The organism is Mucilaginibacter myungsuensis (genome assembly GCF_015222005.1).
In the GTDB taxonomy this organism is placed as follows: Bacteria; Bacteroidota; Bacteroidia; order Sphingobacteriales; family Sphingobacteriaceae; genus Mucilaginibacter; species Mucilaginibacter myungsuensis.
Genome location: NZ_JADFFL010000007.1, coordinates 78,108 through 93,054, shown reverse-complemented (window position 1 = coordinate 93,054; position 14,947 = coordinate 78,108). Strand labels below are relative to the sequence as shown.

12 protein-coding genes and 2 tRNA genes are annotated in these 14,947 nt (G+C 45.0%); 7 read left to right on the top strand and 7 right to left on the bottom strand.

From position 1 onward, the window contains the following. Positions 1–17 precede the first annotated feature (17 nt). Positions 18–93: transfer RNA gene (locus IRJ16_RS17250), tRNA-Gly, on the bottom strand. Positions 94–277: 184 nt separating this feature from the next. Here IRJ16_RS17250 and IRJ16_RS17245 point away from each other — a divergent pair. Continuing rightward, a complete protein-coding gene (locus tag IRJ16_RS17245) occupies positions 278–1,024 on the top strand; it encodes a membrane or secreted protein (protein ID WP_194112875.1) in 747 nt (248 codons plus the stop codon). A gap of 4 nt (positions 1,025–1,028) precedes the next feature. On the opposite strand, the gene IRJ16_RS17240 is transcribed toward IRJ16_RS17245, so the two are convergent. After that, positions 1,029–2,030, bottom strand: a complete 1,002-nt coding sequence (locus IRJ16_RS17240) for a 2-hydroxyacid dehydrogenase (RefSeq protein WP_194112874.1) — start codon at positions 2,028–2,030, stop codon at positions 1,029–1,031. Between the two features lie 180 nt (positions 2,031–2,210). On the opposite strand from IRJ16_RS17240, the gene IRJ16_RS17235 reads away from it, so the two are divergent. Further along, positions 2,211–3,389 carry a metallophosphoesterase gene (locus tag IRJ16_RS17235; RefSeq protein WP_194112873.1) on the top strand — a complete coding sequence of 393 codons (1,179 nt, stop codon included), beginning with the start codon at positions 2,211–2,213 and terminating at the stop codon, positions 3,387–3,389. Positions 3,390–3,391: 2 nt separating this feature from the next. Here IRJ16_RS17235 and IRJ16_RS17230 read toward each other — a convergent pair whose 3' ends face one another. Then, positions 3,392–3,652, bottom strand: a complete 261-nt coding sequence (locus tag IRJ16_RS17230) for a hypothetical protein (RefSeq protein ID WP_194112872.1) — start codon at positions 3,650–3,652, stop codon at positions 3,392–3,394. A 253-nt stretch (positions 3,653–3,905) separates the two neighbouring features. Then, positions 3,906–4,229, bottom strand: a complete 324-nt coding sequence (locus tag IRJ16_RS17225; RefSeq protein WP_194112871.1) for a hypothetical protein — start codon at positions 4,227–4,229, stop codon at positions 3,906–3,908. Between the two features lie 191 nt (positions 4,230–4,420). Between IRJ16_RS17225 and IRJ16_RS17220 the strand changes: the two genes are divergently transcribed. Next, a complete protein-coding gene (locus IRJ16_RS17220; RefSeq protein WP_194112870.1) occupies positions 4,421–5,539 on the top strand; it encodes an AI-2E family transporter in 1,119 nt (372 codons plus the stop codon). 106 nt (positions 5,540–5,645) lie between these two features. On the opposite strand, the gene IRJ16_RS17215 is transcribed toward IRJ16_RS17220, so the two are convergent. From IRJ16_RS17215 to IRJ16_RS17205, 3 genes are all read right to left on the bottom strand, one after another. Further along, positions 5,646–6,197 (bottom strand): TerD family protein, encoded by a 552-nt coding sequence (locus IRJ16_RS17215; protein ID WP_194112869.1) that lies wholly within the window; start codon positions 6,195–6,197, stop codon positions 5,646–5,648. 178 nt (positions 6,198–6,375) lie between these two features. Next, positions 6,376–6,462 (bottom strand) — tRNA-Ser (locus IRJ16_RS17210). Between the two features lie 123 nt (positions 6,463–6,585). After that, positions 6,586–8,250, bottom strand: coding sequence for a hypothetical protein (locus tag IRJ16_RS17205; protein ID WP_194112868.1), 1,665 nt, complete (start codon positions 8,248–8,250; stop codon positions 6,586–6,588). Positions 8,251–8,513: 263 nt separating this feature from the next. On the opposite strand from IRJ16_RS17205, the gene IRJ16_RS17200 reads away from it, so the two are divergent. The 4 genes from IRJ16_RS17200 to IRJ16_RS17185 all read left to right on the top strand — a co-directional run bounded on the left by IRJ16_RS17200 (position 8,514) and on the right by IRJ16_RS17185 (position 14,860). After that, positions 8,514–8,921, top strand: coding sequence for a hypothetical protein (locus IRJ16_RS17200; RefSeq protein ID WP_194112867.1), 408 nt, complete (start codon positions 8,514–8,516; stop codon positions 8,919–8,921). Positions 8,922–9,086: 165 nt separating this feature from the next. After that, positions 9,087–10,166 (top strand): efflux RND transporter periplasmic adaptor subunit, encoded by a 1,080-nt coding sequence (locus tag IRJ16_RS17195; protein WP_194112866.1) that lies wholly within the window; start codon positions 9,087–9,089, stop codon positions 10,164–10,166. Between the two features lie 22 nt (positions 10,167–10,188). Next, on the top strand, positions 10,189–13,431 hold the full coding sequence (locus IRJ16_RS17190; protein WP_194112865.1) for an efflux RND transporter permease subunit: 3,243 nt from the start codon (positions 10,189–10,191) through the stop codon (positions 13,429–13,431). Beyond that, entirely contained in the window at positions 13,424–14,860 is a 1,437-nt protein-coding gene (locus IRJ16_RS17185; RefSeq protein ID WP_194112864.1) for a TolC family protein, read from the top strand. The genes IRJ16_RS17190 and IRJ16_RS17185 overlap by 8 nt, the downstream gene beginning before the upstream one ends. The last annotated feature ends 87 nt before the right edge of the window (positions 14,861–14,947 follow it).

Below are 14,947 nucleotides of genomic sequence, written 5' to 3'. Positions count from 1 at the left end.
CTAAGAGGCGTTATGTATGGAGCGAAAGACGAGATTCGAACTCGCGACCCCGACCTTGGCAAGGTCGTGCTCTACCAACTGAGCTACTTTCGCGTTTGGGTTTGCAAAAGTACAAAAGCATCTTTAAATTCAAAACCATCTGCACAAAATAATTATAGTAGGCTGATCTTGAGGAGGATAATTTTTTACTGGCCTTTAGGAGGTCCGTGAAATTTTGAGTATATTTGTATATACCGCTTCCCGAGTAACCAATTCTACCATCTTAACCAAATTTATTATGAAAAGCAGACTGAAATTACTGGCTATAGTTTCGTTCGTTTTGATAGCGTCATTTGTGCTATCGTCGTTCACGCAAAGTAGTATCGATATCAAAGACCTGAAAGGCGCCTGGGAGTACGGCCCGGCCGAGCAACGCGCGACCATGATCGTGACTGATAATATCTTTAGTGTAGCGGTTTATGATCGCCCGGGTAAAAAGTTCGTTAATTCTTACGGTGGTAAATGGCGGTTGGAGGGCAACAAAATGATTCAGACCTTAGAGTGGGATGCCAAAGATCCTGCACGGGTAGGCACAGAGGTGAGTACGGATATCAAGATGTCCGGATCTAAGTTGACCACATCGGCCACTAACGAGACCTGGGAACGTGTAGATAAAGGCGACAAGGGTGATCTGGTAGGGGCTTGGATCATCGTCGGCAATTACGAGAACGATCAGCTTAACAAAAATCCTAACGCCTTTGGGCCAAGGCGGACGATGAAAGTGCTGTCAGGTTCGCGCTTTCAGTGGATAGCTTATAATGTGGGTACTAAGCAATTCGTTAATTCAGGCGGCGGAACTTACACAGCCGAGAATGGCAAATACATTGAAAATATCGACTTCTTCACTAAAACGGCCGAGAGCGTCGGCAAAACGGTGTCGTTCCGATACCTGATGCAAGACGGCAACTGGCGTCACAAAGGCCAAAAATCCACCGGCGGACCTATGGATGAAGGTTGGGTGCCGAGGGGGACGTTGGAGAAGTAACGGATCAGGTAAGCATAACCGCGGCATCGGGCTCGCTGCCTTTGCTTAACAGGTCGATGCTGTTTAGCGTTACGTCGGCTATCTGTGCCATGGCTTCCTGAGTGAAGAATGCCTGATGCCCGGTAACCAACACGTTAGGGAAACTCATTAGCCGTTGGATGGTGTCATCGGGAATAATGTTGGCGGATAGGTCCTTAAAAAAAAGTTTCTCTTCCTGTTCGTAAACGTCTATCCCCAGGTAAGCTATCTGGCCAAGTTTAAGCGCGTCGATGACATCATTGGTGTTGATCAGTCCGCCCCGGCTGGTATTGATGATGGATACTCCGGGTTTCATCATTCTGATGGTGTCAGCGTTGATCAGGTACTCGTTTTCGGCGGTAAGCGGGCAGTGCAGAGACAGGATGTCGGCCTGTTGCAACACCTCATTAAAGCTTAAATAAGCTACACAGAGTGATGCGAGTTCCGCGTCGGGCACCATATCGTATGCCACCACGCGGCAACCAAAGCCGGCCATGATCTTGCAAAAAGCTTTGCCGATCTTGCCCGTACCGATCACACCTACGGTTTTGCCATGCAGGTTGAACCCCAACAAACCGTTAAGCGAAAAATTTTGCTCCCTTACCCGGTTATAGGCCTTGTGGGTTTTGCGGTTAAGGGTAAGCAGCATGGCTACAGCATGTTCGGCAACAGCTTCAGGCGAATATGCTGGCACCCGGCATACCCTAATGCCGTATTGTCGGGCGGCATTAAGGTCCACGTTATTAAAGCCGGCGCAACGCAGGGCGATCACCTTTACGTTCTTTTTAGCCAACACGCCGATCACTTCGGAGGTCAATTTGTCGTTCACAAAAGCGCAAACGGCAAAGGAGCCGTCATCTACAGCGTTTACAATGTGCGGCCCCAAGTGCGTTTCTAAAAAATCGAATTGAAATTTGTCCGAAAGGGTGTTTTTGTTAAAGAAAGATATATCGTAGGGCTTGGCTGAGAAAAAAGTTACTTTGAACATTGGTGGGAGTGCATGTTGCAGTGTAAATTTACTAATTATATAGTTTATTAATTGTGATGCTTATCATTATTAAAAATGATGCAAGATCTTTTTATGATGGCTGTTAACAGTTTGTCACCGCAACATCATTTACTAAAAAGCTTAAAATGTTTGTCTCGCTTACCCGTCTATACCGGTATTATGGCTAAAAGACTTCCGCTGATCTTGCTGTTATGGCTGATCACTGATATTTATTTCTATCACGCGGTACAGACCGTATTCGGCGTTAATTCATATACTTCCTTATACTGGCTTATCGATGCTACTTTGATGGGCGGCTTGCTGGCTGCACTGTTCGTAAAGCGCGGCACAGGGACTCAGCAAAATTTGATCACGTGGATGATGAGTGGTATGCTGCTGGCTTTTGTGCCAAGACTGGTAGCCTTGCCGGTTCTATTGTTAGAGGATGCCGGACGATTGTTCCGTGGTTTCCCACCACATGCGCTTTGGGTAGGCGAATTGGCTTTGGTTATTGCGGCCGTCATGTTCGTTATCGTGTTATTCGGCATCACGCGCGGACGGCATTTTTACCAGGTAAGGCGCGAGATCATCGCTTTCCCCGATCTGCCCGAGGCTTTCGACGGGTTTAAGATCACTCAGATCACCGATGTGCATTCGGGTAGTTTTACTGATGCCAAAGGTGTGCAGAAGGGCTTGGACCTGGTGAATGCGCAAAATAGTGATGTTATCCTCTTCACCGGTGATCTGGTCAACAATAAAGCATCAGAAATGGATCCATGGATAAAAGCCTTCTCAGGCTTAAAAGCAAGGTTGGGTAAATTCTCGGTATTGGGCAATCATGATTATGGCGATTACATCCGTTGGGATTCGCCGGAAGAGAAAAAGGCCAATCTATCACGATTAAAAGAAGTTCATAACGAGATGGGTTTCCGTCTATTACTTGACGAGGCTGTCGACCTAAAAGCAGGTGCGGAGAAGATATCGTTATTAGGCGTAGAGAATTGGGGTAAAGGTGGTTTCCATAAATATGGCAATCTGCAAAAAGCTACTGCTAATGTTGCCGATGATGACTTTAAGATCTTGATGTCGCATGATCCCTCGCATTGGGAAGGGGTGACGCTGGACCATGATAAGCGGGTGCATCTTACGCTCTCAGGCCACACACACGGTATGCAATTTGGGATAGACGTATTCGGCTTTAAATGGAGCCCGATCAAATACGTTTATAAACAGTGGGCCGGATTGTATGAGAACGCCGGCCGTTACCTGTACGTGAACCGTGGTTTTGGATTTTTAGGCTTAAAAGGCCGCATAGGTATGTGGCCCGAGATAGCCGTGATCACGCTGAAACGCGCCTGAATTTAGGCCGCTTTCCCGTCGTAAAAACGGATGAAGCAAGCCAGTTCTTCCTGTTCTGTTTCGCTAAGTCCGTTGCCTTCGTAGCGCCATTGGTTGCCTTCAAAAAAGATCTGGCCAATGGATGCTGTTTCGGCATGGATCTTATAGATGCCGGCCGCATGCCAGCCATTGCCGTCGATGCCGAAGCTAAGCACAGGTTCGATGGTGACCTCACGGTCGCCCGAGGAAAGTTTGGTGTGTGTGGATGTGAAGAGGTATGACATAATAAATACCTATCCAAACACCAGGCCAATGGCGGTTCAGGTTGAAGGGGCACGATCTTGATGAAACGATGGGTAATGATCGCCCCGTGTTGGGGCTAACCTGCGGGATGTGTTGTGTTGTAGAGTGGGTTGGGGATGGCGGCAGACTTTATAAAAAAGAACAAGCCAAATGGCACTGTCCTTTTTATTCTGACCCGACCTTTGAATAGGTCGATACTGTGAGATGCTTGCGTGTTAGAGTCGCAAGTCGCGTTTATGCAACTTCCTTTTTAACGGTCTCTTTGTAAAGTTTCTTTATTTTTTTGACATCCTTTTCCAATTTTTCAACCAGTTCGTGGATGTCTTTGTTCTTTACTTTCGGTAAGCTTTGAGTAATGCTATTGGTCCACTCAGTTATTGGCTGTGTTAAGTAGATACCTTCGGGCAGGTCGGCCTCTTTTAAAAATTCGGCCAAATGCTCTTTTTTCTTATTCCTTATTTTGATCTGCTCTTCGGTGGGGCCGGCTAACAATTGATCATAGTGATCAAAGTGTATCAGCAGGGTGGCTATTTCCAGGGTAATGATATTGTAGTCCATAGTTATTTAATAAAGCTAAAATAGGCGTGTGATGTTAAGTTAATGTGTTTAGGCAAAAAAATAACATTCATTTAACAGTTCTAAGAGAGGATTCGCCTCCAATATTAGTGTTAGGCCATAAAACCTGTAGTTTTATAAAAATAATTTATGCCGGTAAAAACCTGCACTGCACCTTAACTGTAGTAAAGCCGATGAAAGATATGCCGATCACCGTAAAGCGATCCATTGAGTTATTGGGTCTGTGTTTGTTGGGCACACTGTTTGTAATTGGCCAAAACCTGATCATGCCTTTGCTGATGGCTTTTTTTATCAGCCTGATGTTGCTGCCGGTTTTGCGTTTCTTTAAAAAGTTAAAGGTGCCCGAGGTATTTGCCATATTGTTGCCCATATTACTATTATTCATTTTCCTCGGACTGATCGTTTGGTTCTTTTCGGCCCAGATCGGTTCGCTGGTAGCTGATTTCCCTCAGATCAAAATGAATGTATCCAAGCACTTGAATGCTATTAGCGCCTGGATCGCCGAAAAATTCAAATATTCAGTCGCAAAACAAGTAGAACTTGTTGACGAGCAAAGTAATAAGTTCCTTAATTCGGCCGGCGGTATATTGAGTAACATGGTAGGTTCGGTAGGTAACATCCTGCTGTTTTTTGGTCTGCTGCCGATCTACATCTATCTGATCTTGCTGTATAAAGATCTGTTATTACGTTTTGCGTTTATGTGGTTCGAGCCGGCCCAGCATCCCAAAGTAGAGGAAGGTTTACGCGCCAGCGAAAGCATTATTAAAAGCTACCTCATCGGTCTGCTGATACAGATCACCTACATTACCGTGTTGTTGGGTGGTGTCCTTTTCCTGTTCGGGATAAAGCATGCCTTGCTCATTGGGGTCATCTTCGCGTTCCTTAACCTGATCCCTTATTTGGGCGCACTGATCGGTAATTTATTGGGCGTGCTGATCACGCTGGCGTCATCGCAAGAGATACTGCCCATATTTACCGTTTTAGGCGCTATTGCCGTTGTTCAATTTCTGGATAATAATATCCTGATGCCGCGCATTGTAGGCTCAAAGGTGAAGATCAACGCTTTAGCTTCTATCGTAGGTGTTATATTGGCGGGGGCTATGTGTGGTGTATCCGGTATGTTTTTGGCTTTGCCGATGATCGCCGTACTGAAGATCATGTTCGACCGCTCGGAACAGTTTAAACAATGGGGCGTACTATTAGGCGACGAACGCCCAACAGGCAGCCCTATGCGTTTTGCAGTATTTCGCAAAAAGAAAGAGGTCCCTAAAAAGCCGACAACCGCCGGATAATTTTGCGCGTTCGGTATATTTAAAAGGCTTTTGTTGATCTTTAATAATTTCCAAATTGGATGTATAAGCAGTTTGAATATCCTACTTACACACCCATAGGCCGTTGTTAATTGTATTTATCTAAGTATTCTTGCAAGCCACCTTTCATGCCTGCACCAACGGCTTCAAAGCGCCATTGGCCATTGCGCAGATAGATCCTGCCAAATTCGACGGCTGTCTCGATAGAGAAATCTTCGTCGAGTTCGTACTTTAATATTTCGTTGTCGTTAGCGGCATCCACGATCCGAACGAAAGAGTTGCGTACCTGTCCGAAATTTTGCCTGCGGCTTTCGGCTTGATGAATGGTAACCACGATCACCACTTCTTTAACTCTCGGGTCAATCTTAGATAGGTCGACCCTGATCTGTTCGTCGTCGCCATCACCTTCGCCGGTCAGGTTGTCGCCGGTATGTTCTACCGCTTCGTCGGGGGACACAAGGTTGTTATAAAACACAAAGAATTCATCGGCAGGGATCTTCCTATCATCGTTAAGTAGAAATACCGATGCATCCAGGTCAAATGCAGCACCGGCCGAACTGTTGGTGTCCCAACCTAAGCCGATGGTAAATTTGGGAGCATTGAGATCCTCCCGCTGTCCTTTTAATAAGCTAATAGCCATGATTACGTATAATAGGGTATTGATATTATAGAAGGGTGAATGTAAGGCAAATTTTGTTTTTTGCAAAGATGCAAGACAGATCAGTGGGAAATGTCTGCAGGAGTGTGGAACTGTCGTTGTGCCATAAAATATAAGTAGAATAAAGATCGGGAGCATGTCTTCATGACCCCGATCTTAGCGGAGAGGGAGGGATTCAAACCCCCGGTACCTGTTACAGTACACCTGATTTCGAATCAGGCACATTCGATCACTCTGACACCTCTCCGGGTGTTTTTGTGAGGGTTGCAAAAGTAATAATTTTTGGTAATTGACCTAAACTAATTTTAAAATGCTTCTGCGGTCGTTACATAGATGAAAACTGACTGACTGTGTCGAGCCGTTGGGAGTGCTATTTTGTAGTAATCACAGTCCGGACAACTTTAGCTCTTTTAAGGTCGTTAACGCTATAAACCGACATATCCTTATCGGTAAATGCAGGTTTGAAATTTTTAAATCCGTCAGCGACAGGGGTTTCCAAGACCACGTAGTCGATAGGGTAATGATCGGCTATGGCCAAAAAGTTGGCCGGGGTTAGTTGCCGGTAGAATGAGGCTCGTTTTTCCCCGTCGGAATTTCCTTTGATATGAGCCAACTCATTTTCACTGCCATAGGCGAGTGTGAACCTGTCGAGATATTCTTTAAAATATCCCTCGTTGAACGGGAAACCATTCTCTATAAATACGGCCCTATTATAAACACAGGAAAGATGCATGGGCCAAAAACCGGGATAAAGGATAAATACAGCATCTTTATTTGTGGACGCGATAAATTTTGATAAAGGGGCATTTTTTTTTGCCATATCAACTTTGTAGTTGTCTTTGTGAAGGATGGCAACAGTAAGTAGTGCCGGGACGGTCAATAAGAAGATATACTTGCCTGGTTTAAAGTTGAATGTGAAAGATGGGAGGAAAGGTATATCTATCGCCACTAACGTCCAGAGCATGATGATCAGCCAGAGGAAGAACTGGATCGACCTGACCGGCCCGATGGTAGCGATAAGTTTGCTGGGCACATAGTCGATAAAAAATAGTTGACCATATACAGCTGCAAACAAAGCGACAATAAATAGTGCCGACAATGTTGTAAGTAATTTGTTTTTCTTAAAATAAAAGTATGCAAGTGGTACGAGTAACATCGCCAGCATTAAGTAGAAACTAAATTTCCAGCTGTAAGCCGTGAACGAACCAAATTCAGAAAAATGATAATGTGCAGGATGGCGTACTTTAACATAAATGTCGATAAATTCTTGTGTGCTTATTTGAGTACCCGAAGAAAAAAAGATCTGCAAAATGACCGCCGGTATAATAAAGCCGAGTAAAAGAACACAACCGAAATATTTAAATTGGTTTATAACAACATCATAATTTAACATGAAGTGTATCAGAACAATAAATAATCCCATAGCGGGATGAAAAAGCGTGCTTAACAGAAAGACGGGCGGGATGTACTTTTTATTAAAACTTTGGTTTTCAAATAACACCAAGGCCGACAAACCTATCAACAAACTTAGGGTTTGGGCAGAACCGTTCACATAGAGCGCAGGCCACCATGCTATGGAAAAAAAAAGCATGATAGACGGTTTCCATAGCAGGAAAATAAAAACAATAAAAACTATAAGCTGTATCTTATGGCTGTGTTTTCTTTCGGTTCGTCTGTTGGTATAAGAGCATATCAGCAAGTAGTTAAGGTTTGGTATAGCTATCGTGAAAAATGCTTTGAAAAAGAACACTACCGAATACCAATTGACATGAAGTAATTTACTTATCGACAAAATAAAATACCCGAAGATCCATCGTGGATTGGGTTCTTTTGAAGAGTTGGCAAAAAAGTCATTTTTTAAGGTATCCGGGGCGGTTCTTATTTCAAAAAAAGGGAACATATCAGATGCAGGCCATTCGTATGCTGAATATCCGTTTTTGAAAATGGTATAGAACGAAACTATGCTAATAATGGTCAGGAACAGGAAGTTAATGTTCTGGAGTTTGGCATCACCATTTTTTAGCTGAACAGGCATGGGGCTTTGAGTTTGAGCAAAGATAATTTTTTTGATCGGGTAGAATACCAAATCAACTATCATACCATCAGTTGGAAAATAATCTTATCGAAAAGTTGACCATCAAAATTCATCATCACTTCATTTAAAACTCAGTTATTTGTAACGTTTTGAATTGATCATTGTAATATTTTTGATAAAAAATTGAAATATCGGTATTATTCTGTCGGTTTGCTTTCAATTAATTTAACACTACCCATTTTTTTGCTACTTTGCCACCGTTGATGAAATGGCTTTTTAGGATATTCCTCTCTCTGAATATTTTCCTGCTTTGCGGAAGTGGCCTTACGGGTGCACATCCGTTGGGAGGAGCCGACACATCGTCCATAATTTCCCATAAAGTTCATGTTGATCAGCACTTTGCCTCTTCCAACGCCGATCTAAAATTTAACCCCGTCACCGAAAGTGACGGCCGGTCTAAATTATCGGTAGCCGAGTTAGAGGACGAAGATGCTGAATCTACAACAGGTAAAAAGCAGTTATCAAAAACAAGTCCGGCAGATATTTTCCTGAACGCATGGAATTTAGCTTGCGGTATAAATGTCGTCCATAACAACTTACATCACGGTAAGTTACCCGTAGCTTTAGCGCTCAATAAAATATACCTGTCCTTACAGGTATTCCGGCTGTAATTTCTTGCCGCCGGTACAGGTCCGCCGAGCCGGATCGGGTCTTCCAATAAATAGTATCCTTTTTTAATGACGACCAAGTTGTTTCGTAGGATATTTATTGCTTGTATCGGTTCTCCCATTCCGAATTTAAAAGATCCATAACCATTTAATTTATTGAAACTTATCATGAAAACAACATTCGTGTTGATGGGCTTATGCGCCGTATTAGGTTATACGAGCTGCAAGCAAAAAACAGAAGAAAAAGAAGCGGACGAGAAACTGCTTGTCACTAGTCCTATTAAAATGGACACTACCGTTATTAACTCTTACGTAGGGCAGGTACGTTCCATCAGGCACATCGAATTAAGGGCGCAGGAGCGTGGTTATTTAGAAAAAAGCTTTGTTGATGAAGGCGCTTTTGTGCACAAAGGACAACTACTGTTCCGCATTATGCCGCAGTTATATAATGCCGAAATGCAAAAGGCTGAGGCCGAAGTTGATATGAACCAGATCGAATATCAGAACACTAAAAAGCTGCGTGATAGCAACATTGTAGCACCTAACGAGTTGGCAATGGCTAAAGCTAAACTTAAAAAAGCACAAGCCGAGTTGAACCTGATGAAGGTACACTTTCAATTCACCGAGATACGTGCGCCGTTCGACGGTATTATCGACCGCTTGCAAGTTCGCCCGGGCAGCCTGGTTGATGAAGGTGATCTGCTGACCACCCTGGCTGATAATAGCCAGATATGGGTATATTATAATGTTCCGGAGGCTGAATACCTGGATTTTAAAACTAAAAATCATACCGAAGCTACACAGGTGAACCTGATCATGGCCAATCACGAAAAATTTCAATATCCGGGTAAGGTAGAGACCATTGAGGCCGATTTTGATAACGAGACCGGCAACATCCCTTTTCGTGCCACTTTCCCTAACCCTAAAGGTTTGTTAAGATACGGCGAAACCGGTAACGTGGAGATGACCATTCCGTTGAAAGGCGCGCTGATCATCCCGCAAAAGGCAACCTTTGAGGTATTAGAAAAAAGGTATGTATATGTGGTTGATAAGGACGACAGGGTACAGGCCAAAGAGATAACCATTGGTGCCGATATGAATGATCTGTACGAGGTTACCTCTGGCATATCAGCCACCGATAAGATCTTATTAGAAGGCTTGCGTAAGGTGAAGAACAACGATAAGATAGCCTACCTAGTAAAAGACATGCACGCCGTGATGCCTACTTTGAAATTACACGCAGAATAGCCGTTCAACTAAATTTTCAGAGATGTTCAATAAATTTATGAAGAGGCCGGTGTTAGCGATTGTGCTATCGCTGGTCATCATTTTCCTGGGTGTGCTCTCTATGGAGACACTGCCCGTTTCTCAGTTCCCGTCCATTGCCCCGCCAATGGTGGTAGTGAACGTTGCTTACCCGGGTGCCAGTGCCGATGTATTGGTGAATTCGGTACTGATCCCGATGGAGAAAGCCATTAATGGTGCGCCGGGGATGAAATATATCACATCAGATGCCACCAGCGCAGGTGAAGCCACCATACAGGTAGTATTTGACCTGGGTACCGACCCTAACCAGGACGTTGTTAACGTTAAGAACCGTATAGAGCAGGTAACCAACCGTTTGCCAGAGCTGGTCCAGCGCGAGGGTTTGGTGATCAGCTATACATCACCAAATATGTTAATGTATGTTAACCTTTACAGTAAAGACCCTAAAGCTAACGAGAACTTTCTGTACAACTTTGCCGGGGTAAATATCATCCCCGAGCTGAGCCGTTTAAATGGGGTAGGTAGTGCCAAGATCTTAGGTAGCCGTCAATACGCCATGCGTGTTTGGTTAAAGCCTGATAGAATGCGTGCCTACAATGTGTCTACCGAAGAGGTGATGAAAGCCATGTCTGAGCAAAGCATCATTGGCTCGCCGGGCAGGTTGGGCCAAAGTACCGGTAAACGCTCGCAATCTTTAGAGTATGTATTGACTTACCAAGGCCGCTACAACACCGCCGAGCAATATCAAAATATCATCATCCGAGCGAATAAAGAGGGTGAAATGCTTCACCTGAAGGATGTTGCCGATGTAGAGTTAGGTAGCGAGTTCTATGATATTTACTCCAACATGGACGGCCACCCGTCAGCTGCGATAACGCTGAAACAAACTTATGGTAGTAATGCGGGTGACGTTATCAAAGAAGTAAAGAAGAAACTTGAAGAGATCAAAGCCCGTTCATTTGCGCCGGGTATGGATTACCAGATCAGCTACGATGTTTCCAGTTTCCTTGACGCCTCTATGGAAAAAGTGATCCATACGCTTTTAGAGGCGTTCATCCTGGTGGCGATCGTGGTATTTATCTTTCTGGGCGATTGGCGATCCACGCTGATCCCGACCCTGGCAGTTCCGGTATCACTGATCGGCGCATTCTTTTTTATGCAGGTATTTGGTCTGACTATCAACCTGATCACGCTCTTTGCCTTGGTATTGGCTATCGGTATCGTGGTAGATAATGCGATCGTCGTCGTTGAAGCTGTGCACGCTAAAATGGCCGAGACACATTTGTCGCCTTACAAAGCGACAAAAGAAGTACTGCAAGAGATCAGCGGGGCGATCATCGCGATAACTTTCTTAATGACAGCGGTATTTATCCCGGTAGCGTTCATGACCGGTCCTGTAGGTATCTTCTATCGTCAGTTCTCCATCACTATGGCAACGTCTATCGTTATCTCAGGCTTTGTCGCCTTAACGCTGACGCCGGTTTTGTGTGCCATGATCCTGAAAGACACACATGGGCAACCGCGTAAAAAAACAATTGTTAATCGTGGTATAAACGCGTTTAATGGCTGGTTTGATAGGGTAACCGGACGATATGCGTCATTTTTAAGACTGATCGTTAACCGCCAAACAGTGACCTTCGGTTTGCTGATCGCGTTTTGCGCCGGTATATGGTATACATCAAGCGTATTGCCGGCCGGCTTTATCCCTAACGAGGATCAGGGTCAGATCTACGCCATCATCCAAACCCCTCCGGGTTCTACACTGGAGCGTACTAATGACATTGCCCATCAACTACAAAAGATAGCCGAACATGTGGACGGCGTAAAATCAGTATCGGCTTTAGCTGGTTACGAGATCTTGACCGAAGGCCGCGGTTCTAATGCCGGTACTTGTTTGATCAACCTAAAAGACTGGGGCGAGCGTGAGCATAACGCCCGCGAAATAGTAGAAGAACTGGAGAAAGAAGCAAAAGTGATACCGGGCGCTACCATCGAATTCTTTGAGCCGCCCGCAGTGCCGGGTTATGGTGCGGCTGGTGGTTTCTCGTTACGATTATTGGACCAGACTAACTCAGGTGATTACGAGAGCTTTGGCAAAATAAACGACGAATTTATGGCTGCCTTACGTAAACGCAAGGAGCTTACCGGTCTGTTCACCTTCTTTGCCGCCAATTATCCGCAATACGAGTTAGAGATCGATAACAAAGCAGCCATGCAGAAAGGCGTCTCCATTAAAACGGCAATGGATAATTTGTCTATCCTTATCGGTAGTACTTACGAGCAAGGCTTTATCCGCTTTGGGAACTTCTTTAAGGTGTACGTGCAGTCGTCGCCGGAGTATCGCGCGCTGCCCGAAGATGTACTTAAACTGTACGTGAAGAATAACAGGGACGAGATGGTGCCTTATTCGGCCTTTATGCGCATCAAAAAGAAACAAGGGCTTAATGAGATCACCCGCTTTAATATGTACACGGCTTCAGCTATCAACGGTTCGCCCGCTTCGGGTTACAGCAGCGGCGAAGCCATTAAAGTGATCCAGGAAGTGGCCAAAGAGACCCTTCCGCGTGGTTACGGTATAGACTGGTTAGGTCTGTCTAATGACGAGGTCGGGCGCGGTAACGAGGCTATCTACATCTTCCTGGTGGTATTAGTGTTCGTGTATTTTGTTTTGGCTGCTCAGTACGAGAGTTTTATTATCCCGTTGTCAGTTATACTGTCCTTACCTGCGGGTGTGTTCGGTGCGTTCGCGTTGTTGAAGATCATGGGACTATCGAATGATATTTACGCACAGGTAGGTCTGGTCATGCTTGTGGGCTTGCTGGGTAAGAACGCGGTACTGATCGTAGAGTTTGCCGTGCAGAAACAGCAACAAGGCGCTACCATTATGGAAGCCGCTATTGAAGGGGCCAGAGTACGTTTCCGCCCTATCTTGATGACCTCGTTCGCGTTCATCGCGGGGTTGATACCGATGTTGTTTGCAACCGGTCCGGGTGCCTTGGGTAACCGTACCATCGGCGCGGCATCGGCGGGTGGTATGTTGCTGGGTACAGTGTTCGGTGTGATCATTGTGCCAGGGCTGTACTACGTATTCGCAAGTATGGCCGATGGCCGTCACCTGATCAGGGATGAGGACGAGATGCCGCTATCCGAAGACTTTACCCATCCTAAAAAGAAGGAGCGTAAACTTTGGTTCAACAAAAAGAAAGAACAAGAAACGACCACCGAAAATAACCAAGGTCATGAATAAAAGTAAGATATATAAATGCTTAGCGATAGCTGGTCTGTCGCTAAGCTACCAGGCTTGTAAGATACCTGCGGCCACACAACGTGCCGAAAATAAAAGTACGCCTTTGGCCTTTGCGGCGGGTGGTCAGGATTCAACCAACTCGGCTAAATTAGGATACAAAGATCTGTTCAAAGATCAGTACCTGACAGCCTTGATCGATACTGCTCTGAAAAACAATCAGGAGTTAAATATCACTTTGCAAGAGGTAGAGGTTAGCAAGAACGAGATCAAAGCCCGCAAAGGTGAGTATTTACCGTTTGTTGGAGTAAGAGCAGGTGCCGGTCTTGATAAAGTTGCACGTTACACCAGTCGTGGTGCAATGGAGGCTAATACCGAGATCAGGCCCGAAAAGGAAATGCCGGATCCACTGCCTGACTTTATTATCTCCGCCTACGCATCGTGGGAAATTGATATCTGGCATAAATTACGTAACGCTAAAAAAGCCGCGGTAATGAAATACCTGGCATCGCAAGAGGGGCGTAACTTTATGGTGACCCATGTAGTTGCCGAGATTGCCGATTCTTACTATGAATTACTGGCTTTGGATAACCAACTGGAGATATTGAAACAGAATATCGACATACAGAATAACGCCCTTAAGATCGTTCGTATCCAAAAGGAAGCTACAAAAGTAACCGAATTGGCGGTACAGCGTTTCGAGGCGCAGGTGTTAAAGACCCGTAGCCTGCAATTTGATATCCAACAGCAGATCACCGAGACCGAGAACCGCATTAACTTTTTGTTGGGCCGTTATCCGCAGCCGATACTAAGAGATGCCAAAGGCTTTGATAAACTGGATATCACGCCGTTGCAAGCTGGGTTGCCATCGCAGTTACTGGCTAACCGTCCGGATATCCGTCAGGCTGAGTTTGAGTTAGCGGCGTCTAAGCTGGATGTTAAGGTGGCTAAGGCCAAGTTCTATCCGCAGTTGAGTATATCAGCATCGGCGGGTTACCAGGCCTTTAACCCGGCTTATTTGTTCACTACACCTGCTTCGATATTATACACCTTGGCGGGCGAACTAATAACACCGGTAGTTAACCGTAATGCCATCAAGGCCGAGTACAGTAGTGCTAACGCCAAACAGTTACAGGCGGTTTACGATTATGAGCGCAAGATTCTGAATGCCTATGTAGAGGTTGCCAACCAGCTATCTAAGATCGGTAACCTGGAGCAAAGCTATGATCTGCGTAACAAACAGGTGCAGGCTTTAAACCGTTCGGTGGGTATTTCTAACACTTTGTTCACGTCTACCCGTGCAGATTATGTTGAGGTATTGCTTACGCAGCGTGAGGCTTTAGAAGCCAAATTTGATCTGATCGATACAAAAAAAGAACAGATCAATGCCCGCATCAATGTCTATCAGGCGCTTGGTGGCGGTTGGAGATAAGGAACCCTAATTAATAAATAACCAAACGATGAGAGGGCCGTTCTGCTATGTGGAACGGCCCTTTTTATGTGTATAAATTTCGAAAAA

Bases quoted from the DNA above. Each gene is read 5' to 3' on its own strand.
- IRJ16_RS17190 (WP_194112865.1), top strand. From the start codon at position 10,189: ATGTTCAATAAATTTATGAAGAGGCCGGTGTTAGCGATTGTGCTATCG.
- IRJ16_RS17205 (WP_194112868.1), bottom strand. From the start codon at position 8,250: ATGCCTGTTCAGCTAAAAAATGGTGATGCCAAACTCCAGAACATTAAC.
- IRJ16_RS17185 (WP_194112864.1), top strand. From the start codon at position 13,424: ATGAATAAAAGTAAGATATATAAATGCTTAGCGATAGCTGGTCTGTCG.
- IRJ16_RS17235 (WP_194112873.1), top strand. From the start codon at position 2,211: ATGGCTAAAAGACTTCCGCTGATCTTGCTGTTATGGCTGATCACTGAT.
- IRJ16_RS17245 (WP_194112875.1), top strand. From the start codon at position 278: ATGAAAAGCAGACTGAAATTACTGGCTATAGTTTCGTTCGTTTTGATA.
- IRJ16_RS17230 (WP_194112872.1), bottom strand. From the start codon at position 3,652: ATGTCATACCTCTTCACATCCACACACACCAAACTTTCCTCGGGCGAC.
- IRJ16_RS17240 (WP_194112874.1), bottom strand. From the start codon at position 2,030: ATGTTCAAAGTAACTTTTTTCTCAGCCAAGCCCTACGATATATCTTTC.
- IRJ16_RS17200 (WP_194112867.1), top strand. From the start codon at position 8,514: ATGAAATGGCTTTTTAGGATATTCCTCTCTCTGAATATTTTCCTGCTT.
- IRJ16_RS17195 (WP_194112866.1), top strand. From the start codon at position 9,087: ATGAAAACAACATTCGTGTTGATGGGCTTATGCGCCGTATTAGGTTAT.
- IRJ16_RS17225 (WP_194112871.1), bottom strand. From the start codon at position 4,229: ATGGACTACAATATCATTACCCTGGAAATAGCCACCCTGCTGATACAC.
- IRJ16_RS17215 (WP_194112869.1), bottom strand. From the start codon at position 6,197: ATGGCTATTAGCTTATTAAAAGGACAGCGGGAGGATCTCAATGCTCCC.
- IRJ16_RS17220 (WP_194112870.1), top strand. From the start codon at position 4,421: ATGAAAGATATGCCGATCACCGTAAAGCGATCCATTGAGTTATTGGGT.